General features: G+C 28.0%; 22 protein-coding genes and 1 riboswitch. Of the genes, 12 read left to right on the top strand and 10 right to left on the bottom strand.

Features of this window, described 5'->3' with window-relative positions; genetic code table 11:
• Positions 1–16: 16 nt before the first annotated feature.
• From thiM to thiD, 3 genes are read right to left on the bottom strand one after another with little or no spacing between them, the layout of a single operon-like run.
• Positions 17–814: a hydroxyethylthiazole kinase gene (thiM, locus tag ACFIJ5_RS13025; RefSeq protein ID WP_379807702.1), complete on the bottom strand. Its 798-nt coding sequence runs from the start codon at positions 812–814 to the stop codon at positions 17–19.
• Complete coding sequence (gene cytX / locus ACFIJ5_RS13020) at positions 795–1,958, bottom strand: putative hydroxymethylpyrimidine transporter CytX (RefSeq protein WP_379807700.1); 1,164 nt, start codon at positions 1,956–1,958, stop codon at positions 795–797. The genes thiM and cytX overlap by 20 nt, the downstream gene beginning before the upstream one ends.
• Positions 1,951–2,754 carry a bifunctional hydroxymethylpyrimidine kinase/phosphomethylpyrimidine kinase gene (thiD, locus tag ACFIJ5_RS13015; protein ID WP_379807698.1) on the bottom strand — a complete coding sequence of 268 codons (804 nt, stop codon included), beginning with the start codon at positions 2,752–2,754 and terminating at the stop codon, positions 1,951–1,953. The genes cytX and thiD overlap by 8 nt, the downstream gene beginning before the upstream one ends.
• 115 nt (positions 2,755–2,869) lie before the next feature.
• Positions 2,870–2,970, bottom strand: a riboswitch (TPP riboswitch).
• 293 nt (positions 2,971–3,263) lie between these two features.
• Between thiD and ACFIJ5_RS13010 the strand changes: the two genes are divergently transcribed.
• Entirely contained in the window at positions 3,264–4,604 is a 1,341-nt protein-coding gene (locus ACFIJ5_RS13010; protein ID WP_379809612.1) for a VanW family protein, read from the top strand.
• 25 nt (positions 4,605–4,629) lie between these two features.
• Here the strand turns inward: ACFIJ5_RS13010 and ACFIJ5_RS13005 are convergent, their stop codons facing one another.
• From ACFIJ5_RS13005 to ACFIJ5_RS12980, 6 genes are all read right to left on the bottom strand, one after another.
• Positions 4,630–5,976: an ABC transporter permease gene (locus ACFIJ5_RS13005; protein WP_379807696.1), complete on the bottom strand. Its 1,347-nt coding sequence runs from the start codon at positions 5,974–5,976 to the stop codon at positions 4,630–4,632.
• A 2-nt stretch (positions 5,977–5,978) separates the two neighbouring features.
• Positions 5,979–6,644 (bottom strand): ABC transporter ATP-binding protein, encoded by a 666-nt coding sequence (locus tag ACFIJ5_RS13000; protein WP_379807694.1) that lies wholly within the window; start codon positions 6,642–6,644, stop codon positions 5,979–5,981.
• A gap of 195 nt (positions 6,645–6,839) precedes the next feature.
• Positions 6,840–8,234, bottom strand: coding sequence for a sensor histidine kinase (locus tag ACFIJ5_RS12995; RefSeq protein ID WP_379807692.1), 1,395 nt, complete (start codon positions 8,232–8,234; stop codon positions 6,840–6,842).
• Complete coding sequence (locus ACFIJ5_RS12990) at positions 8,231–8,923, bottom strand: response regulator transcription factor (RefSeq protein ID WP_379807690.1); 693 nt, start codon at positions 8,921–8,923, stop codon at positions 8,231–8,233. The genes ACFIJ5_RS12995 and ACFIJ5_RS12990 overlap by 4 nt, the downstream gene beginning before the upstream one ends.
• Before the next feature lie 215 nt (positions 8,924–9,138).
• Entirely contained in the window at positions 9,139–9,792 is a 654-nt protein-coding gene (locus ACFIJ5_RS12985; RefSeq protein WP_379807688.1) for a DUF975 family protein, read from the bottom strand.
• A 436-nt stretch (positions 9,793–10,228) separates the two neighbouring features.
• Positions 10,229–10,708 carry a ferritin-like domain-containing protein gene (locus ACFIJ5_RS12980; RefSeq protein WP_379807686.1) on the bottom strand — a complete coding sequence of 160 codons (480 nt, stop codon included), beginning with the start codon at positions 10,706–10,708 and terminating at the stop codon, positions 10,229–10,231.
• A gap of 191 nt (positions 10,709–10,899) precedes the next feature.
• Between ACFIJ5_RS12980 and rpsA the strand changes: the two genes are divergently transcribed.
• From rpsA to ACFIJ5_RS12945, 7 genes are all read left to right on the top strand, one after another.
• The gene (gene rpsA / locus ACFIJ5_RS12975; RefSeq protein ID WP_379807684.1) at positions 10,900–12,078 is read left to right on the top strand and encodes a 30S ribosomal protein S1; all 1,179 of its coding nucleotides are present in this window, start codon (positions 10,900–10,902) and stop codon (positions 12,076–12,078) included.
• Positions 12,079–12,105: 27 nt separating this feature from the next.
• Positions 12,106–12,639 (top strand): GNAT family N-acetyltransferase, encoded by a 534-nt coding sequence (locus ACFIJ5_RS12970; protein WP_379807682.1) that lies wholly within the window; start codon positions 12,106–12,108, stop codon positions 12,637–12,639.
• 140 nt (positions 12,640–12,779) lie between these two features.
• On the top strand, positions 12,780–12,911 hold the full coding sequence (locus ACFIJ5_RS12965; protein ID WP_379807680.1) for a CPC_1213 family protein: 132 nt from the start codon (positions 12,780–12,782) through the stop codon (positions 12,909–12,911).
• 14 nt (positions 12,912–12,925) lie between these two features.
• Positions 12,926–13,057: a hypothetical protein gene (locus ACFIJ5_RS12960; protein ID WP_379807678.1), complete on the top strand. Its 132-nt coding sequence runs from the start codon at positions 12,926–12,928 to the stop codon at positions 13,055–13,057.
• 292 nt (positions 13,058–13,349) lie between these two features.
• Complete coding sequence (locus ACFIJ5_RS12955) at positions 13,350–14,690, top strand: beta/alpha barrel domain-containing protein (protein ID WP_379807676.1); 1,341 nt, start codon at positions 13,350–13,352, stop codon at positions 14,688–14,690.
• A gap of 57 nt (positions 14,691–14,747) precedes the next feature.
• Positions 14,748–16,667 (top strand): aconitate hydratase, encoded by a 1,920-nt coding sequence (locus ACFIJ5_RS12950; RefSeq protein ID WP_379807674.1) that lies wholly within the window; start codon positions 14,748–14,750, stop codon positions 16,665–16,667.
• A 133-nt stretch (positions 16,668–16,800) separates the two neighbouring features.
• Positions 16,801–17,802, top strand: a complete 1,002-nt coding sequence (locus ACFIJ5_RS12945) for an isocitrate dehydrogenase (NAD(+)) (protein ID WP_379807672.1) — start codon at positions 16,801–16,803, stop codon at positions 17,800–17,802.
• 125 nt (positions 17,803–17,927) lie between these two features.
• Here the strand turns inward: ACFIJ5_RS12945 and ACFIJ5_RS12940 are convergent, their stop codons facing one another.
• The gene (locus ACFIJ5_RS12940; protein WP_379807670.1) at positions 17,928–18,512 is read right to left on the bottom strand and encodes a ferritin family protein; all 585 of its coding nucleotides are present in this window, start codon (positions 18,510–18,512) and stop codon (positions 17,928–17,930) included.
• 174 nt (positions 18,513–18,686) lie between these two features.
• On the opposite strand from ACFIJ5_RS12940, the gene ACFIJ5_RS12935 reads away from it, so the two are divergent.
• The 4 genes from ACFIJ5_RS12935 (at position 18,687) to ACFIJ5_RS12920 (ending at position 21,978) form a co-directional block, all read left to right on the top strand.
• Complete coding sequence (locus tag ACFIJ5_RS12935; RefSeq protein ID WP_379807668.1) at positions 18,687–19,445, top strand: EFR1 family ferrodoxin; 759 nt, start codon at positions 18,687–18,689, stop codon at positions 19,443–19,445.
• A 26-nt stretch (positions 19,446–19,471) separates the two neighbouring features.
• Positions 19,472–20,329 (top strand): pyridoxamine 5'-phosphate oxidase family protein, encoded by an 858-nt coding sequence (locus ACFIJ5_RS12930; protein ID WP_379807666.1) that lies wholly within the window; start codon positions 19,472–19,474, stop codon positions 20,327–20,329.
• Positions 20,330–20,623: 294 nt separating this feature from the next.
• Positions 20,624–21,550, top strand: a complete 927-nt coding sequence (gene pyrB, locus ACFIJ5_RS12925; RefSeq protein ID WP_379807664.1) for an aspartate carbamoyltransferase — start codon at positions 20,624–20,626, stop codon at positions 21,548–21,550.
• Positions 21,550–21,978 (top strand): aspartate carbamoyltransferase regulatory subunit, encoded by a 429-nt coding sequence (locus ACFIJ5_RS12920; RefSeq protein ID WP_379807662.1) that lies wholly within the window; start codon positions 21,550–21,552, stop codon positions 21,976–21,978. Before pyrB ends, ACFIJ5_RS12920 begins: the two co-directional genes overlap by 1 nt.
• Positions 21,979–21,993: the final 15 nt, after the last annotated feature.

Raw genomic sequence — 21,993 nt, 5'->3', positions numbered from 1 at the left:
AATCCCTCCTGTTTTATTAAATGATTTCCATATTAAGTTTTTGCATAAAAGTTTCTTTATTAAGAGAATAAATATAATCAATTAGTTTAACTTTAAAAGAACCTGGAAATTTTGCGCCTTCAAAAGCTAATTCTCCTGAAATATTCATCCAAGCCACAGCGGAACATACTGCTTTAAATTTATCTTCTTCTGCACCACAAGCTCCTGCACATAAAGCACCTAACATACAACCTGCTCCTGTGACTTTAGTAAACATTTCTGTTCCGTTATATATTTGAGCAACTCTTTTTCCATCAGAGATTGTATCTACTTTACCTGTAGCTACTACTGTGCAATTATATTTTCCAGCAACAATTTTGCATGCTTCAATTATTCCTTCACCTTCATCTACAGAGTCTACACCTCTAACTTTAGAAGCTTGTCCTGCCAATACTTTAATTTCACCTATATTACCTTTAATAACATCTATTTTACCTAATTCAGAAATTTTATTTATTACAGATAGTTTTCTTGGAATAGCACCACATGCTACTGGATCTAAAACTACAGGTACATTATTATTTTTTGCAGATATTGATGCCATAAGTATAGCAGTTTCCTGTTCTTTAGTTAAACTGCCAAGATTTATATAAATTGCAGAAGAAATTTTGGCAAAATCATAACTTTCATCATATGCTTCTACCATAGCAGGAGAAGCACCAAAAGCTAAAAGAATATTTGCACAGTCATTTATTGTAACGTAATTAGTTATTGCATGTACTAAAGGAGTTTTTTCTCTAATTTTTTTTATAATATTACATATTTGCTTGTCCACGATTAACACCTCTTGAATTCAATATTTTTGTTGAAATTGTATAAATAATTGATATACATAAAATAGTTAATAAAGTTGGAATTCCAAAGGAAATTTTATTAAAATAGTTAAATAAAAACATTCCTATTAAAACTGAAATAATTCCAAGTACATTGAAACTATGCTTTTTATTATTTTTTAGTAAATAATCTAAAAATACTATACTATAAACAGGAACAAAGATACTTCCTATAGTTAAAAGAAAATTTTCGTAGTTTTCCATTGGGAATACAAAAGCTATAACTGCAGCAATTATAGAATAAATAATTATATAGTTATTTTCAGTTTTAATTTTTAGTATTTGTTTTGAAGAAATAACTGCAGAATATATGTCTATAAAAGTAGTTGTAACAGTTGAAAGAAGAATGATTAATCCGCCTATAATACCAATAGAAGACATAAATTCAATAATATCTTTTCCAGTAAATATAGTTATAAAAAAACCTAAGATAAACATTGAAGTACTTCCTATAAAATATCCCAAAAAGCTAGAAGTAAAAACTCCTCTTTTAGTACGGCCATTTTTAGTAAAATCACCTATTACAGGAAGCCAAGAAACTGGCATTGCAATTGATAGTTCTAATGCAGTAGTAAAATTTAGATTACCACTAAGTGCAACGGATTGTGATAAATCTATTTTAGAGAACATAAATATACATAAAATAACTAAGGAAATAACACATATATCATTCACTTTTTTTGAATAATTAAAGAATGAATAAGACCAAATTAATACTATTACAGAAACAAGTAATAGTGAAGTTTTATAAGATATTGAAAGAATAGGGCTTATAGCTCTTGCGCCTTGAATTATCATTATTGCAGACCAACCTAAAAGTTGTAACACGTTTAAAAAAGCAACTATTTTTGAACCTATTAAACCTAAAGAGTCTTGTACAGTTTCCATTGCTGTACGCTTATTAGAAAAAGAAATATATCCTCCAAATGCTAATAATAATGTTCCTAATAAGTGACCTAATAGTATGGCGCAAACTCCCTTAGAAATACCTAAAGGTGCTATAACAGATCCAGTGTATATTTCAGCTATTGAAATGGAAGCTCCAATCCAAAGTAGAAACATAGATGAATTTTTTATTTTATTCAAAATCTACACCAGCTTTCTTATATAATTCAACTAAATGTCCTACAGGTCCAACACCATGTCCTATGGAAAAAGAATTTTCAATGGCTTTTGTAATATAATTTTTTGATTCTTTAACGGCGTCTTCTATGCCATAATTTTTAGCTAAATATGAAGCTATGGAAGAAGATAGTGTGCAGCCTGTTCCATGAGTATTTTTAGTTTGGATTCTATAACCTTTTATTTTTATAAAATCTTTTCCAGTATACAAAATATCATTAGCATCATTACATCTATGACCACCTTTAACAAGTACATATTTTGGTCCCATTTTTGAAATGCACAATGCAGCTTTTTTCATATCATCTTCATTGATAATTTTCATCCCAGTTAGTGTTTCAGCTTCTGGAATATTTGGAGTTACTACATGTGATATTGAAATAAGTTTTTTTAATTTCTCAACCGCTTCTGGTTTTAATAAAAAGTAACCACTTTTTGATACCATAACTGGATCCACTACTATATTTTTAGCTTTGTATTCTATTAAAAGGTTTGTTATAGTTTCGATAATTTCACTATTTGATACCATTCCTATTTTTACTGCATCTACATTAATATCATCAAAAATACATCTTATTTGACATTCTACTATTTTTTTATCAATTTCTTGTACATCAATGACACCTACAGTATTTTGAGCTGTTACTGCAGTTATTACACTCATACCATAGACACCTAATGCACTCATGGTTTTTAAATCTGCTTGTATTCCTGCACCTCCACAGCTATCTGAACCTGCTATTGTTAAGACGTTTTTCATATCTATTACCTCCTAGTTATAATTTATACTTTTATAATATTTTAATTTTATTTTTAGTGTACTTTGTATAAATAAAAAAATGCTGCTTCAAAGAAAAGCAGCACATTAAATATTCATAAAGTGTATATCTACTTCCCTTCGCCAGTATTATCTGGTATCAGGTTCAAAGGGTTAGAGATTAACTCTTCTCAGCTAAAGGCACCCCCGTAGTTATTATATTAAATTGTTTTAATCAAAACTATTATAACTAAAATTAATATTTATTTCAATGATTTCATAAATATAACAAAGTAAATGGCGTATGGATAAGAAAAATGAAGTTTAGTGTTATAGAAATAGTATATTTACAATTTTGTAACCTATTTATAAAAAAAAAGTAGTATTATATAATAGAAAGAAGATATTATTGTTAATTTTTATAATTTATAAAACATAGAAAGGAAAATTGATATGGAAAGAGGAACGAGACGAAGAGCAAAAAGAAAAAAGTAAATAAAAAGAAATTTTTTATAACCACAATTATTCTATTAACAATTTTAGTAGTTACAGGTGTTATAGCACGAAACATACATATAAATTCTGTATGTGATAAATATGCTAATGTTATTTATCCAGGAGTAAAAATTCAAGATATAGATTTATCAGGAAAAACAAAACAGCAAGCTATTAATTTACTAACACAAAAATATGGTGATACTGTTTTAAAAAAGAATATATTAATTAATACCCCAAAGAAAAAATATGCAATAAATTATTCTAAATTAAATGCTAGATATAATATAAATGAGATTGTGAATAAAGCATTTAGTTATGGTAAAGATAAAGAAGTTAAAGAGAAGTACAATTTAATAAAAAAACCCAAACCTCAAAATTTTGAATTAAAGTTTAACTATGATGGTAAATATATAGAAACATTAATTAAACAAATGGAAAAAGATATCAATAAAAATCCTTTAAATGCATCAGTTAGTAAAGCACAAGTAGAATCAGAACAATTTAAAGTTACTTCAGGAAAAAACGGACAAGCTTTAAACTCAGAAAAATTGAAAAAAGATATCACAAGTGTTATAAATGGTGAATTAGGTGGAGATGCAAAAGTTACTGCTGAAATTAAAGTTGTTGAACCAAAAGCTACTACAGAAGAACTTAAGAAACTAAATAAAAAAATAGTAACTTTTAGTACTGGGTATAAAACATCTTCTTATGAAAGATCAACAAATATTGAGCTTGCAACAAAGGCAATTAACGGAGTATTGTTGATGCCAGGAGATACTTTTAGTTTTAATGAGATAGTTGGTCAAAGAACAGAACAAAGAGGTTATAAAAATGCTCATGTAATTATTGGAACTAAAGTTGTTGATGGAATAGGTGGAGGAATATGTCAAGTATCTTCTACATTATATAATGCAGTATTAAGAGCTAATATGTCTTCTGTACAAAGAATGCATCACACTTTCCCTTCTAGCTATGTAAATAAGGGAGCAGATGCTACAGTTAGTTATCCTGCACCAGATTATAAATTTAAAAATACATTGAAGTATCCAGTATATATAGAAGCTTATGCAAAAGATAAGACTATAATATGTAATGTGTACTCTAATTCAAGTTTAAGTAATATAAAATATGATATCATTAGTGATGTTTATGAAACTGTTCAACCCAAAACAAACTATGTTTATGATAGTTCTCTTCCAAAAGGACAACAAGTTATAGATACACCAGCAAAAGTAGGGTACAGAGTAAAAGTATATAGAGTTGCTTCTCAAAATGGAAAAGAGATTTCTAGAAAACTTTTATATAAGGATTATTATAAGCCAGTAAATGGAGTTATAAGAAAAGGAACTAAATAAAAAATGCGGCATAGCCGCATTTTTTTTATTCATGTCTTAGAGATTCTACTGGGTTAAGTTTACAAGCTTTTACTGCTGGATATAATCCGGCTAATACAGATATTAAAATAGCAAATCCTAAAGAAACAAGTACAAGCCATAAAGGTATTACAAATAAATTTGGTATCTCTTCTACACCTTTAGATGTAAGATACAATTTTAAACCTCCAGTTAAAATCAAAGTATTTAATTTTCCTAAAATTAAACCCATCAATCCTCCAATGAAACCAATAGCACCGGATTCTGTTATGAATAACCATTTAATGTTTGATTTTGAAGCACCAAGAGCTTTCATTATTCCTATGGAACGAGTTCTTTCATAAATTGCCATGGTCATAGTATTTATAACTCCAAGTGAAGCTACAAATATAACGATAATTCCACCTATAGAAAGAATTCCTTCTAATACAGAGAAAACTTTTTTTACTATTTTTATTATAGAATCTACACTAGAAGTTTCAAAACCTAATTTATCAATTTGTTTAGAAACAGGATTAACATCCTCATAAGATTTTACAATTACTTTTATATTATTAATACCGTTTTTACTAAAAAAAGTTTTATCCATGTTTATGTAATTTTCCATAGCTGCCACTGTTTCTAATGGAACTATGATTTTAGGAGAAGATATAAATTTATTACTAACAACACCAGTAATTTTTAATTTTTTTATAAGAGGATTAGCATTAGGTGCATCAGGCATATCAGAAAGTTTAGTTATTATAGTAAGTTCTTTTCCAATAGCACTTTTATAGTCTTTGATACCTAATTGTGATAAATATTTTTCATTTACAAGAGCTCCATTAGTATCATTTTTAGTTAAGAGTTTTCCAAAACTTATTGGATCAAGTTTTTTATCTTTATTTTTAAGTCTTGCAGCTTCTATGTTGGCTTTAGGAATGATTGTATAATTTAAATCATATCCTTCAACATTAACATTTTTTAATACTTTATCATTTACTTTTGTTTCAGAAGCTAGAGTAGAACTTGATACTACAATATCTTCTACATTTTTTATATTTTTGATTTTAGTTAAGTTTTCTGTATTAAAATTTTCTGCTTTTTCTTTAGATTCTTTTTTTTGTTCTGGTTTATTATTAACATTAGTGTTGAAATTAAATGTATCTGATAATTTTTTAGATACGTTAATTTCAGTTAACATCCCTTGTTGTTTTATTGAATCAACAACTAACTTTTCAACACCAACACCTAAGCTTACCATTACAAGTATAAGCATTGTTCCAATAGCTACAGCGAAGGAAGTAAGAAATGTTCTTGCTTTTCTTCTTCTTAAATTTCTAAAAGCAGTTTTAATATAATCATTAAATTTCATGATTAATCCTCCTTTATCATTCCGTCATGGATTTTAATAACTCTATCAGCATATTTTGCTTCTTCCATATTGTGAGTAACCATAATAATTGTATAACCTTTATTTTTAAATTCTCTTAAAATTCCCATAATAGTTTCACCCGTTTTAGAATCAAGGTTTCCAGTAGGTTCATCTGCTAAGATTATCTTAGGATCATTCACAAGGGCTCTAGCAATACTTACTCTTTGCCTTTGTCCTCCTGAAAGTTGAGTTGGTTTATGATTTTTTCTATTTTCAAGTTCAACTAATTGTAATGTTTCTAAAGCTCTTTTTTTTCTTTCTTTTTCACTTATTCCACTAAACATTAAGGGAAGCATTACGTTTTCTAAAGCAGTAAAAGTGGGTTCTAAATTAAAAGATTGAAATACAAATCCTATTTTTTCATTTCTAAATTTTGATATTTTTTTGTCTTTTAATTTACTTATATCTTCACCATCTATAAGTACAGATCCCTTAGTAGGAATGTCAAGTCCTCCAATCATATTCATAAGAGTAGATTTACCTGAACCAGAAGGTCCTACTATAGCTGCAAATTCACCGTCCTTGATTTCTAAGTTTATATTATCTAATACGGTAAGAACTTCATCTCCCATTTTATACTTTTTATACAGATTTTTGATTTCTATCACATCATTACCTCCTTGCATAATTCTTGATTTGATTCTCAACTATATATAAGATATCATGTTTATCTTATATATAACTTATGCTAATCTTAAATTTACCTTAAAAGATCTAGAGGAGCAGGTTTTACATTAGCATCAGGAACGTGGTTGATAATAAAAAAGAGTTTCAAAAGTAAGTTTTTGAAACTCTTTTTGTGTTTAGAGTGTAATAGTAAATTTGCAACCCTTATTTTTATCAGTTTCTAAAGTAATAGTACCATCATGTTTTTCAATTATTTTTTTAGTTATTGCAAGACCTAAACCAGTACCACCACTTTGAGAATTTCTTGAAGAATCAACTCTTACAAAAGGTTTAAATATATCTTTTGCAATATCTTTTGGGATACCTACACCATCATCTTGTATAATTATCTCTGCTTTACCAAACCTTTGTTTTAAAGAGATATTAAGAGTAGTTTTAGGTGGATTATATTTTAGGCCATTTGTGATAAGATTACTTATAGCTCTATCCATACTCTTCCAATCAAAAGCTATAAAAATATCTTTTTCTGATATATCAAAATTATAATTGAAATTTTTTTCTTCTATTTCAGGTATATATGATGCTATAATTTCTCTCATAAATTCACATATATTTTCACTTTTAAGATGTAATTTAAAAGTATAACTTTCAAACTTAGAAAACTCAAATAAATCAGTAATTAAATCATTAGCCCGTATACTATTTCTTTGTATGATTTGTAGATATTTGCTTCTTTCTTGAAGTGAAAGAGATGGATTATTTACTAAGAAATCCGAATATCCAATAACACTAGCAAGAGGAGTTTTTAAATCATGAGATATATCCATAATTAGTCTTCGTCTAGTTTCTTCTGCTTTTTCTTTTAAGTTTGTCTCTTCCTCTATTTTTGAAGCCATTATATTTACAGCATCTTTTAAATTTGAAAATTCATTTCTACATTTTAAATGAATTCTTGTAGAATAATCTCCTTGGGCTATATTATCTACTCCTTTTAATATAATTTTTAAAGGTGTAACAAAATTTTTAGAGGTTAATCTTGAAAAAATTATAGTACCTATTATAAGAGTAAAAAAGTAAAAAATTACACCAATAAAGAAAAGTATGGCTAGTTTAGAATAAAACTCATCATAGTTTCCATTTGGAGGAGTTTTAGGAATGCCTAATACTAATAAAAAGTCTTTATTCTTATTATAAGAAAAACTATAGTAATAATTATCGTCATAATCACTACTTTTTAAGTTGTTTATTAATAGATCATGATATTGCTGACTTGTATATTTCGATGGTCTATCTTTTTTGAAAAATCCTTTTCTATAAACTACATTATATTTATTATCAATTATTTCAACAAACCCATTATATTGAGATACTTTTGTTATATCTATATTAGTATAGTTATCTTTCATTATTTGATCAGCTGTAACAGGAGAGTCACTAAGATTTTTTAATGAAAATCTCCCAACTGATACAGTAAAAATAACTGAAAATATAAAAATTGCAGTAGTTAAAAAATATAAAAATAAGTAATTTTTCAAAAGTAGGTTTGCAAGTGTACCTCTTTTTTTTCTCATGATTTTATTTTCTCCAATTTATAACCTATACCTCTGATTGTTTTTAAGTAAACAGGACATTTAGGACTATCCTCAATTTTCTCTCTAATATGACTAATATGAACCATTATAGTATTATCATCACCATAGTAAATATCTTCCCAAACAGTTTCATATAATTGTTTTTTTGTATATACTTTTCCACGGTTTTCTATGAGAAGTTCTATTATTTTATACTCTTTTGCATTTAACTCTATAGGTACATCGTTTTTGAATAATGTACAGGTTTCTTTATCCAATTTAAGACTTCCATTGGTTATAATATCATTTTGAGTAGTTCCATTTGCGTATCTAAAATATCTTCTTAAATGAGCCTCAATTCTAGCAACAACTTCTATTGGATTAAAAGGTTTTGTTATATAATCATCAGCACCTAGACCTAAACCTAGTATTTTGTCAGTATCATCAATTCTAGCAGTTAAAAATATTACAGGTATAGTACTGGTTTCTCTGATTTTTTTTAATAAATTAAAGCCATCTAATTTAGGCATCATAACGTCAAGTACAGCTAAATCTATATTATTTTTTTTGAAAATTTCAAGGGCTTCAGCACCATTTTTAGCATGAAATACGGTGTAGCCTTCTTTTACTAAATGAAGGTCTAAAAGATTTCTTATATCTTGTTCATCTTCTGCAATGAGAATATTCATTTGTTAGTCGGGCAAGCATACAATTGCCCTTCCTCCTTTCTTTATTACAGCAATATAATTAAATAAACTTTCGTAGTAAGAAAATACTATTTAGCGAAGGGAAATGAAAAGTTTCGGAGCAATATAACATTTCCCGGAGCGACTGTTTTTATTCACGAAAGTTTAGTAATTTATTAACATAGTATCAAAATTTAATAAAAAAAACAAATGTATTTTTAAACTCCTTCTTTTATTTTCAAATCTTCATAAAAAGCAGTTAATGCTGCATTATAATAAGGTGTTATCCATATGAATCCAATTCCAAATGAAATTATACCAAGTATAAACCAACCTAAAAAACTTAACCATAATTTAAAAAGTCTTAATTTGTTTCCATCCATCATTTCTTTGCTTTTGTTCAGTGCTTGTGTTGCTGATAGTTCAGGGTTGTCATGTAAAATATAGAAACTCATAGAGTAATTTATACTTGCTATAATACCAGGTATTATTAAGAGAAGAGTCCATAGAAATACAAAAATACTGATTAAAAGATTCAAAACAAAACTTTTCCCAAAACTAGAAAAACCAGAAAATACGTCTTCTATTTTTGAATTGTTATCTCTAAATAAATTTAAAAGATAAGTTACAAGTCCTAAAGTTAGTGGACCACCTAGAATCAGGTTTAATAATGAACCTAAATTAGTCCTTCCGCTTCCATGAAAGCCGTAATTTATGAAATGAGTTGTCTCTAATGTTAAATTTAATCCATTTGTTAATAAGGTGAAAATTATACATACAAATATTGCATTTAACCAATTATCTTTAAGTTTATCAAGAGCAGCTATTTTAAAATCATAGCTATCTTTTGGTGAATAATTATTATTTTTCACAATATTCCTCCTTTTTAAGAATAATTAAGTTACTCAACTTTCGCAGGACAAAAATACTACCTAGCGAAGGTAAATGATATATTGCGTAAGAAACATTTGAACAAAGTTTACAAGTTCTTAGTTTTACGAATTTGAAAAAAAGTTATTTTTTAATTACTGATTCCTATGGAATATTAATTAAAAAATCTTTTTTCAATATGAGTAAAGCTTAGAACTTGTTACTGAAGTGAAAGGTTTCTGAGCAAGATATCATTTACCGCAGCGGTTGTTTTTCAACTGCGAAAGTTGAGTTAAGTTAATAATATTTACCTTTAATATATATTATTGAGTGTTCTAACATATGTGATAAATAATAACTCAACTTTCAGAGTTCCACAGCGACTATCTTTCAACTTCAAAAGTTGAGTTATTTATTGGTTTAATTTTTTATATATATTCAGTGCATACTTAAAATAAAATTATATTCAATAGCATGTTTTTGTTCTTCTTGAAGTATTTCAAAAGCCATATTGATGAAATTTTGATTAGAAAGACTTTGAATTATTAATTTATATAGTTTTATATGCTGTTCTATGCTTTTATGTTTTTTTAATGCAGCTATTTTTACTCCATCAATATAAGATTGTGGTTTTTTAAAGTTTACATTTTCTGATTCTGGAATATCTTTATCTGTAAAAAACTTATAAAATTTTCTTATCATATTTTTATGTTTTCTTTCATCATCTCTTATACTTTTGATTATATTTTTTTCATCTTCATTTGGGGCATTATCAATTAAGTATTCATAAAGAAATTCTTCTTCTTGTTCCTTATAGACAGGTTCTACTATTAAAGAAAGGGCTTCTTTTAATGAAGCAAATTGTATTTCATATCCTAGAGGAATATCATCGTAAATAGTAATCTCCTCCTTTCCCAAAATACTTATTTGATTTTTAATATAAAATATATATTAATATAATATGTTAAATTGACAAATTGTTGATAATATGAGTTGACTTAGAAATATATTCTGATAATTTGGTTAAATTAAGGATATAAATGTGTTACAATTATGGTAATGGTTAAAACTATTATAAAAGATATAATTTACGAAAGGAGACAATATTTATGGCAACAGATAATATAAATGAAATGTCAATGAACGAAATGATGCAGCAAGTAGATGCTTCTATGAAAAAAATCCACAAGGGAGATCTTTTAAAGGGAAGAGTAATATCTGTAACTGATAGTGAAGTTATGGTTAATATAGGATATATAACAGATGGAATAATACCAAAAAGTGAAATAAGTGATAAAGAAGTAGATATTAAGGAAATACTTAAACAAGATGATGAAATTTTTGTTTATGTTGTTGATATTAATGATGGAGAAGGAAATGTACTTTTGTCTAAAAAAAGAGCTGATAAACTAAAAGTATGGAAAGACATTGAGGAGAATTTTAAAAAAGGAACAGCATTTGATGTTAAAGTAAATGAAGTTGTTAAAGGAGGAGTAACATCAAGTATAAATGGAGTAAGAGCCTTTATTCCAGCATCTCAACTTTCAATTTCATATGTAAAAGACCTAAATGTTTATTTAGAAAAAACTCTTACTGTAAAAGTTATAGAGCTTGATCAACAAAAAGGAAAGCTTGTGTTATCAGCAAGAGAAATTGAAAAAGAACAATTAGAAATGAAGAAAAAACAAGTTTGGGACAGTCTTCAAAAAGGACAAAAAAGAACAGGTACTGTAAGAAAACTTATGAAATTTGGTGCCTTTGTTGATTTAGGAGGAGTAGATGGACTTATCCATTTATCAGATTTATCTTGGAAGAGAGTTACTGATCCATCAAAGGTAGTATCTGTAGGCGATGTTGTAGAAGTTTATGTATTAGATTTTGATAGAGAAAAAAATAGAATATCATTAGCACTTAAGGATGTAAGTAAAAATCCATGGGATGAAGTTAAAGACAAATTTAAAGTGAATGAAGTTGTAGAAGGAACAGTTGTTAAATTTACAAACTTTGGGGCCTTTGTTGAAGTAGAACCAGGAGTAGAAGGATTAGTACATATATCAGAAATAAGTGAAGAGCGTATAGCAAAACCTTCAGAAAAATTAAAAATAGGTGAAAAAGTGAAAGTTAAGATTTTAGATATAGATTCACAAAAGAACAGAATGAGTTTAAGTATAAAAGAGGCAATAGATAAACCTGTAGAGGATTTCTCTAAATATACTGATAAAGAAGATGAAGGTGTTACATTAGGAGACTTATTTAAAGATAAGTTGAAAGATTTTAAAGTTGAGTAATTCATTAAAATTAAGAAGGGGATTTGTATGTATAGGGGTGAAAAAATTTTATTAAGAGCCTATAAAAAAGAAGATATTCCATTAGCATGGAAATATATAAATGATGAAGAGGTTAAAAGGTATCTAACTCCAGGAATTCCTTTTCCATTAACTCTAGAAGAAGAGTATAAATGGTTTGAAGGAATATCATCATCTAGTAATAATAGTTATAGTTTTGCAATAGAAACATTACAGGAAGGTAAGTATATAGGTGGATGTGGAGTAAATAGAGTAGATTGGAAAAATAGTATAGCTGATATAGGTATTTTTATAGGAAATGGAGAATTTAGAGAAAAAGGTTATGGTACAGATGCGGTAAAAGCACTTATTAAATTTATTTTTAATGAAATGAATTTAAATAAAATAAAGCTCAATGTATACTCATTTAACAAAAGAGCGATTAAGTGTTATGAAAAGTGTGGATTCAAAGTAGAGGGAACTTTGAGACAAGAAATTTTTAGAGAAGGAAAATATCATGATGAGTACATCATGAGTATATTAAGATGTGAATATAATTCTTAATTGATTAACGAAAGCATATGTAATTAGAAGAGTATTTCTAATTACATATGCTTTTTTTGTAATGTATGTATTTTGAATAAAAGAGAATACTATGGAAACTATATATTATGTAAGAAAGAGGTGAAACCATGACAAATAAAATGAAAAAAACAAAACAAAATAAAATGCAAGATGGAAATTTTAAGAAGAAAAATATAAAACATGGACATAAAGAAAGTGCAAGGTCAGTATTTAAGATGCCTGATTCATTAGATCCGTTAGAAGAAGATTAAAAGGAGTGGTAAAAATGGCAAAGCGTATGTTTGAAAAGCATAGAAAAGGCAAAAAACATGATGGACATAAACCACAAGACGATCAAAAACATAATAAACAAAATGAATCTAAATATACCAATTTTGATGATGAACCATTATCTTAAAGTGAAAAATCAAATCGTACAAATTTCAAAATTTTAAAAAATGAAATATTGTAATTGTTTAAATTCAAATTTCACACAAAAAGTATTTGAAGGAATAAAATTCTTATGTTAAAATTAAAAGCATAAGAATTTTATTCATGTGCAAAACTCAGTATATAGAGAAGAAAAACATGGGGATAAAAATAAAAAATATAAGAACAAATGTGTAGAATTGAAATTGCTAAAAATAATCAAATGAAATTTTACGCAAGATAAAATTCATAAATCACAAAAGAATGGAGGGATATGTAATATGTTAAATGATAAGGTTATAAAAAATGTGGAAATACCTAATTTATATAAAAATATATTTCCATATTCACAGATTCCGAAAATAATTTTTAATAAAGTACAAGTTCCTATGAATTTACCTAAAGAAATATGGATTACAGATACTACTTTAAGAGATGGACAACAATCAATGTCTCCATTTACAGAAAAGCAAATGACAAAAATATATGACTATTTACATGAGCTTGACAATAACTCAGGAATAATACGACAAACAGAATTCTTCCTATATACTGAAAAAGATAGAAAAGCAGCATATAAATGTATGGAAAAAGGATATGAGTTTCCACAAATTACATCATGGATAAGAGCAAACAAAGAAGATTTTAAACTTGTAAAAGAGATGGGTATTAAAGAAACCGGAATGTTAATGTCATGTTCTGACTATCATATATTTAAAAAATTAAAATTGACAAGAAAACAGGCGGCAGATAAATATTTAGAGGTTGTAGAACAAGCATTAACATATGGGATAATTCCAAGATGTCATTTTGAAGATATTACAAGAGCAGATTTCTTTGGATTTGTAGTTCCACTTGTAAAAAAATTGATGGAACTTTCAAAACAATCAGGTATTCCTATAAAAATAAGAGCTTGTGATACATTGGGACTTGGAGTTTCACATGCAGGTACATGTCTTCCTAGAAGCGTACAAGCTATTATTCACGGATTAAATTATTATTGTGAAGTTCCACATAAGCAAATTGAATGGCATGGACACAATGATTTTCATGCAGCAGTTACTAATTCAACTACAGCATGGTTGTATGGTGCTTCTTCTATAAATACTACATTATTAGGTATAGGAGAAAGAACAGGAAATTGTCCTCTTGAAGCTATGATATTTGAATATGGACAAATAAAGGGTACAACTAAAAATATGAAAATTGAGGTTATAACAGAGATAGCAGAATATTTTAAAAGAGAAATTGGTTATAATATTCCAGAAAAAGCTCCATTTGTTGGTAAAGAATTTAATGTAACTAGAGCAGGGATACATGCTGATGGAATACTTAAAAGTGAGGAAATATATAATATATTTGATACAGATAAAATTCTTAATAGACCTGTACTTGTAGCTGTTAATCAATATTCAGGACTTGCAGGAATAGCAGCATGGATAAATAGTTATTATAAACTAAAGGGAGATAAAAAAATTGGTAAAAAAGATGAAAGAATAGCAGAAATAAAAGAATGGGTTGATATGCAGTACGAAAATGGAAGAACTACAATGATAGGAAATACAGAGCTTGAACTTATAGTTGAAAAGTTTATGCCAGAGCTAGTTGAGAGAGTAAGTTAAGATAACATGTATTTGTAAAAAATGTTGCATTTAAAAATAGTAATCGGAGGTTGAAGTATGGGATTAAATTTAGCAAGAAAGATTATTGGAAAACATCTTGTAAAGGGAGAAATGGTTGCTAAAAAGGAAATAGCAATAAAAATAGATCAAACTTTAACACAGGATTCTACAGGAACTATGGCATATTTGCAATTTGAAGCTTTAGGTATTGACAAAGTTAAAACAAAAAAATCTGTTGCATATATAGATCATAATATTCTTCAAACAGGACCAGAGAATGCTGATGATCACTTATATATACAAACTGTTGCAAAAAAACATGGTATTTATTTTTCAAAACCAGGTAATGGAATATGTCATCAGGTTCATTTGGAAAGATTTGGTGTTCCAGGACAAACTATCTTAGGTTCAGATAGCCATACTCCAACAGGAGGAGGAATTGGAATGCTAGCTATAGGAGCTGGAGGATTAGATGTTGCAGTAGCTATGGCTGGTGGAGAATATTATATAACAATGCCTGAAATTGTTAAAGTTAACTTAAAAGGTACTTTAAAACCTTGGGTATCTGCCAAAGATGTTATATTAGAATTATTAAGAAGATTAAGTGTAAAAGGTGGGGTAAGTAAAATATTTGAGTATTGCGGAGAAGGAGTTAAAAATCTAACAGTACCTGAAAGAGCAACTATTACAAATATGGGTGCAGAATTAGGAGCAACTACTTCTATCTTTCCAAGTGATGAGAGAACCTATGAGTTTTTAAAAGCTCAAGGAAGAGAAGAAGATTTCAGTGAATTAAAATCAGATGAAGATGCAGAATATGATGAATGTGTAGAAATTGATCTAAGTGAGTTAGAACCTTTAGCTGCGTGTCCACACAGCCCAGATAATGTAGTTAAGATATCAGAATTAAAAAATACAAAAGTGAATCAAATAGCAATAGGAAGTTGTACAAATTCATCTTATGTAGATCTAATGAAAGCAGCAAAAATTTTAGAAGGAAAAACTATTAATGAAAATGTATCTTTAGTTATTGCACCAGGTTCTAAACAAGTGTTAACTATGTTAGCTCAAAATGGAGCACTAGCTTCTTTAGTATCAAGTGGTGCTAGAATATTAGAATGTGGATGTGGACCATGTATAGGAATGGGACAATCACCTTGTACAAATGGGGTGTCTTTGAGAACTTTCAATAGGAATTTTGAAGGAAGATCAGGAACGGTTTCAGCTAAAGTTTATATTGTAAGTCCAGAAGTTGCAGCAGCATCTGCTATAACAGGTTGTATAACTGAACCGAAAGAACTTGGGGAAAGTTTTAAAATAGACATTCCTAAGAAATTTTTGATAAATGATAATTTAGTTGTATCTCCTGCAAAAGATGGTGAAAATGTAGATATAGTAAGAGGACCAAATATAAAACCATTTCCTATTGCAAAACCTTTAAATAATACTGTAGAAGGAAAAGTTTTAACAAAGGTTGTAGACAATATTACCACTGACCACATAATGCCATCTAATGCTAAGTTATTACCTTTTAGATCTAATATTCCATATCTTTCTCAATATTGTTTAACTCCTTGTGACAAAGAATTTCCTGAAAAGGCAAAACAAAATAAGGGTGGTTTTATAGTAGGAGGAGTAAACTACGGTCAAGGTTCTAGTAGAGAACATGCAGCGTTAGTACCTTTATATTTGGGTATTAAAGCAGTACTTGCAAAATCTTTTGCAAGAATTCATATGGCAAATTTAATAAACAATGGAATAATGCCATTAACTTTTGAAAAACCTGAAGATTATGATGAGATTGATGTGATGGATGAACTTATAATAGAAAATGCAGAAGAACAAGTAGAAAGTGGAATGGTAAAGGTAAAAAATGTTACAAAAAATAAAGAATATATAATGATATTAAATATTACAGATAGACAAAAGCAAATGATAAAATTAGGCGGACTTTTAAATATGATAAAACAAGATTAGTTAAAGACGGAAAAAATTACGTATGTTGCAGCGTAAAATATGAAATCAATAGAGAGGGGAGGAAGCTTGTCAAAGCAGGCAACATTATAATACTTGTAGAGTATTATAATGTTTTGGCAGCAGAGAAAACATAATGAAACATAATATTACATTGATACCAGGGGATGGAATAGGACCAGAGGTTACACAGGCTGCAAGAAAAGTTATAGATGCTAGTGGAGTAGATATAAATTGGGAAGTTGTAAAAGCAGGAGCAGAAGTAATTGATGAATATGGAACTCCACTTCCTCAATATGTTTTAGATAGCATAGAAAAGAATAAAATAGCCCTTAAAGGTCCCATAACAACTCCAGTAGGAAAAGGATTTAGAAGTGTAAATGTAGCTTTAAGGCAAAAACTTAATTTGTATGCAAATATTAGACCAATAAAAACATATGAAGGCATTAAATCAAGATATGCAAATATAGATTTAATTATCGTAAGAGAAAATTCGGAAGGACTATATGCAGGAATTGAACACATGGTAGGGGAAGAAGCTGCGGAGAGTATAAAAATTGTAACTAAAAAAGCAAGTGATAGAATTGTAAAATTTGCATTTGATATGGCTGAAAAACAAAACAGAAGTAAAGTTACAGCAGTACACAAGGCAAATATAATGAAACTCTCTGATGGTCTTTTCTTAAAATGTGCTAAAGAAGTAGCACAAAATTATAATGATATTAAGTTTGAAGATGTAATTGTTGATGCTATGAGTATGAAATTAGTATCAAATCCTGAAAATTATGATGTGCTTGTTATGCCTAATCTTTATGGAGATATTCTTTCAGATATGGCCTCAGGACTTGTAGGAGGATTAGGAGTTGTACCAGGAGCTAATATTGGAGATAATGCAGCTGTTTTCGAACCAGTTCATGGATCAGCACCAGATATAGCAGGACAGTATAAATCAAATCCATGTGCTGCAATATTATCAGGAATAATGATGTTAAAATATATAGGAGAATTTAGAAGTGCGCAGAAAATAGAAAATGCTGTAGTAGAAGTATTAAAGGATGGTAAGATTTTAACTCCTGATTTAGGAGGAAATTCAAGTACTATTGAATTTGCAGATGAGGTTATAAAAAAACTTAATTAAAGAAGTTATAAAAAGTTTAAAGTGCAAAGAAGAAAAACTTTGTACTTTAAACTTTATTTAAGTATACTTTATAGGAGGTTAGATTTTTATGCTGTAAAAATTAACTTTTTTAACTTCATACTTTTTTAAAATACTAAATCATTAGGAAATCTTTGATACATAGGATAATTTATTGTTCTACATAAATCAGTGTGGAAGTCTGTAGGTAATGTATTATCAAAAGTAGTATCTAATGTATTACTTCTATTTTTTTTACAGCAGCTTAAGTATAAAATGTAATTGTACTTAATACCATGTTTTAATTCGTCTGTTATGATTTCAAAAAGCATATCCCTATGGTATGTTGTAGGGAGACCTTTTCGTATTACTCTATATTTTTCTACAGCTTTCATTTCACCAAATAGAGCTTTTGTAATTCCATCTATATAGGATTTGGGTTTTTCAAAATCTACTTCTTCGCTAGCTGTTATGTCCATTCCAGTAATATCTTTATAAATTTTTCTGAACATTTTATTGTGCTTCATTTCATCATTTCTAATTGAAGTAATAATTTCCTTTTCTTCTTTAGTAGGAGCAATACTAATTAAGTAGTTATAAAATAATTCATCATTTTTTTCGTCTTGTACTGCTTCTTCAATTAGTTTAAGAGATTTTTTTAAACTTTTCATATTATACATATTACAATAATATGGATTGGGCATTTGATACATTAAATTACCTCCACTAATATTTGTACAATATCTATTATATTAATTAAGAATTAAATTGGTTCATTATGCGTACATGTTAATATTTGGTTAATTTTTACAAAACATAAATAAAAATCTTTATTTATGTAGTATAATTAATATATATACAATTTTTCGGAAGTGGAGGCGTAGTTAATGAAAGGAGCTATAATATATTTTTCGGCAACTGGAAATACTGAGTATGTAGCTGAATTATTTAAAAAGGAATTTAGCAAAAGTAATATAGAATGTGATCTTATAGATATAGTTAAACATAATGAATTAAAGGAAGAATACTCTTTTTATATTTTTGGGGCACCTATTCATGCAGAGTTTTTTCCTAATATATATATTAAATGGATAGAGAAAAATTTAAAATTTGGGAATAATAAAAAGTGTATGATTTTTTCAACACAAGCATCTAATAGAGGTACAGGGACTGAGTTTTTGAGTAAAATTTTAAAACAAAGAGGATTTGAAATTAAAATTCAACAGCCTATAACAATGCCTAATAATTACTATGTTGTAGGATTTAAGGAAGCAAGTGAAGATAAGAAACAACAAATCTGTGAAACTGCGAAACATAGAATTGCAGATATAGTAAAGATATTTTTACTTGGTGAAAAATCTATAGAAAAAGTTTCTGGATTTAAAGTTAAAGCCTATTATCCCATTTTTAAATTATTTAATATTTATGCAAAAAATTGGGCTAAAAGAACAATAAGTATAGATTATAATAGATGTATAAAATGTGGGGCGTGTGCAAAGAATTGTCCAACAGGTAACATAAACATAGAAGATGGAGAAATAACTTTTAATTCTTCATGTATATCGTGTCAAAGATGTCTGCATATATGTCCAGTAAACGCATTTTTATATAAGAAAAAACATTTTAAACAATACAAAATTTCATAGTAAAAATTATAAAAGGGGTGAAATTTATGCAAAGAACATTGATTATTTATGAGAATGAAAGTGGGTTAACAGAGAAGATAGTAAAACAAATGTTATTAGTAATTGGTCCAGCTAGATGTTGTAATGTACAGGAATTTAAAGAGGACTATAAAGGTTACGATTTTTTTGTAATAGCATCAGGTGTAGAAAATGAAAATCCTGATAAAAAAATATTGGATTTTATTATAAAAAATGCTTCATGGTTAATAAATAAAAAAATAGGACTTTTATGCACTGGTGTAAATAGAGAAAGTGGAATTAGAGCTATGAAAAAAATGCAGACGATTTTAGGTACTTCTATAGTGCATTGTAAATCAATCGAAGATGAAAGTAGAGTAGAAGACATAGTTAAATTTTCATTACAATTAAAGAAAATAAGAGAAGGTTTTCTTCGAACTATGCCTAAGGATGTATTAAAGAAACATATAGAAGAATTCTTAAAAGCACATAATACATGTTGTTTAGCCACTGGACATGGAGAATGGGTAAGAGCAACTCCTATTGAGTATATGTATGAGGATAATTGCATATATATATTATCAGAGGGAGGCAAAAAATTTGCAAATATATTGTTAAATGATAAAGTTTGTATAACAGTATATGATAAATATGATGGGATGGATAAACTTGCAGGTATGCAAATAAGAGGAAATGCTGAAATAATATATCCAGAAGATAATGAATATGAAAAGATAATTAATATGAGAGGTTTAAAAATAGAAGATCTAGAAAAGCTTCCAGCACTTTTAAATGGAATAAAAGTAAAATTTGATAAGATTGAATTTTTGAGTTCTAAGTTTAAATGTTTAGGTTATGATTCAAAGCAAATATTCTATTATAGATAAAATTATTATAGTTTTAAAAAAAACTCTTGTTTAATTGAAAAATATGTGGTAATATACATTTAAGCAAATTTGAATAGAGCCTTTAAAACTGATCCTGTGAGATTGGGAAGGTAACAGTGAATAGCATAATAAGTATAATTATACATGTTAGCTTACAGAGATAAGCAGGTGTATACTTAAAATTATACTTTAATAAATCTAAAAAAGTGTGATTTCATGCCTTCCTTATATGGAAGGCATTTTTTAATACCTTTAAAATTAGTCCAGAGAGACTGAAAAGGGGGAAAAGTAAATATGTTAAAAGGAAGAAATTTAATTGATCCAATGGACTTTACTACAGAAGAATTAGAAGAGGTTTTTAAAACAGCAGATAAAATTATAGAAAATCCTAAAGATTTTGCTCATGTATGTGATGGTAAATTATTAGCAACACTTTTTTATGAACCAAGTACAAGAACAAGACTAAGTTTTGAAGCAGCAATGTTAAGACTTGGAGGTCAGGTATTAGGTTTTTCACAAGCTAGTTCAAGTTCAGTTTCCAAAGGGGAAAGTGTAATGGATACTGTTAGAACAGTAGCTTGTTATGCTGATATCGTAGCCATGAGACACCCCAAAGAAGGTGCTCCAAAAGTAGGAGCTATGAAGTCTGATATTCCCGTAATTAATGCAGGTGATGGTGGTCATCAGCATCCAACTCAAACATTAACAGATCTGTTAACTATAAGATGTATAAAAGGAAACTTATCAAATTTAACTATAGGCTTATGTGGTGATTTAAAGTTTGGAAGAACTGTTCACTCTTTAATAAAAGCTATGTCAAGGTATAAAAATAATAAGTTTATCTTAATATCTCCAAATGAATTAAAAGTTCCAGATTATATAACAAAAGAAGTACTAGAAAAAAATAATATTGAATACAGAGAAGTTGAAAAACTAGAGGATGTAATAGATGAATTAGATATACTTTACATGACAAGAGTTCAAAGAGAAAGATTTTTCAACGAAGAAGATTATATAAGACTTAAGGACAGTTATATATTAGATAGTGAAAAAATGGAAAAAGCTAAGAAAGATATGATAGTTCTTCACCCACTACCAAGAGTTAATGAAATAGCTTATGAAGTAGATGATGACCCAAGAGCATGCTATTTTAAACAAGCTAAATATGGAATGTATGTAAGAATGGCATTAATTTCAAAACTTTTGGGGGTGGATAAATAATGTTAAATGTAGATGGTTTAAAGAATGGTATAGTAATTGATCATATACAGGCTGGTATGGGAATAAAAATATTCAATTACCTTGAACTTGATAAGGTAAATGGATCAGTAGCACTTATAATGAAGGTTTCAAGCAAGAAAATGGAAAAAAAAGATATTATAAAAATCGAAAATGTTGTTGATATAAATTTTGATATGCTTGGACTTATGGATCCAAATATAACAGTAAACATAATTGAAGATGATAAAATTAAAGAAAAAATAAAATTGAGTTTACCAAAGAAAGTTGAAAATTTAATTAAATGTAAAAATCCAAGATGTATAACATCTATAGAAAAATATATTCCACATAAATTTTATCTTGTAGATGAAGAAAAGTCAGAATATAGATGTGAATATTGTGACGAAGCGTATAAGTTAGAGTTTTAGGATTTTTAGAAATAA

The organism is Haloimpatiens myeolchijeotgali (genome assembly GCF_042688525.2).
Lineage (GTDB): Bacteria > Bacillota > Clostridia > Clostridiales > Clostridiaceae > Haloimpatiens.
Note: the sequence above shows the minus strand (reverse complement) of the source record. Positions and strands in the feature narration are given on the sequence as shown.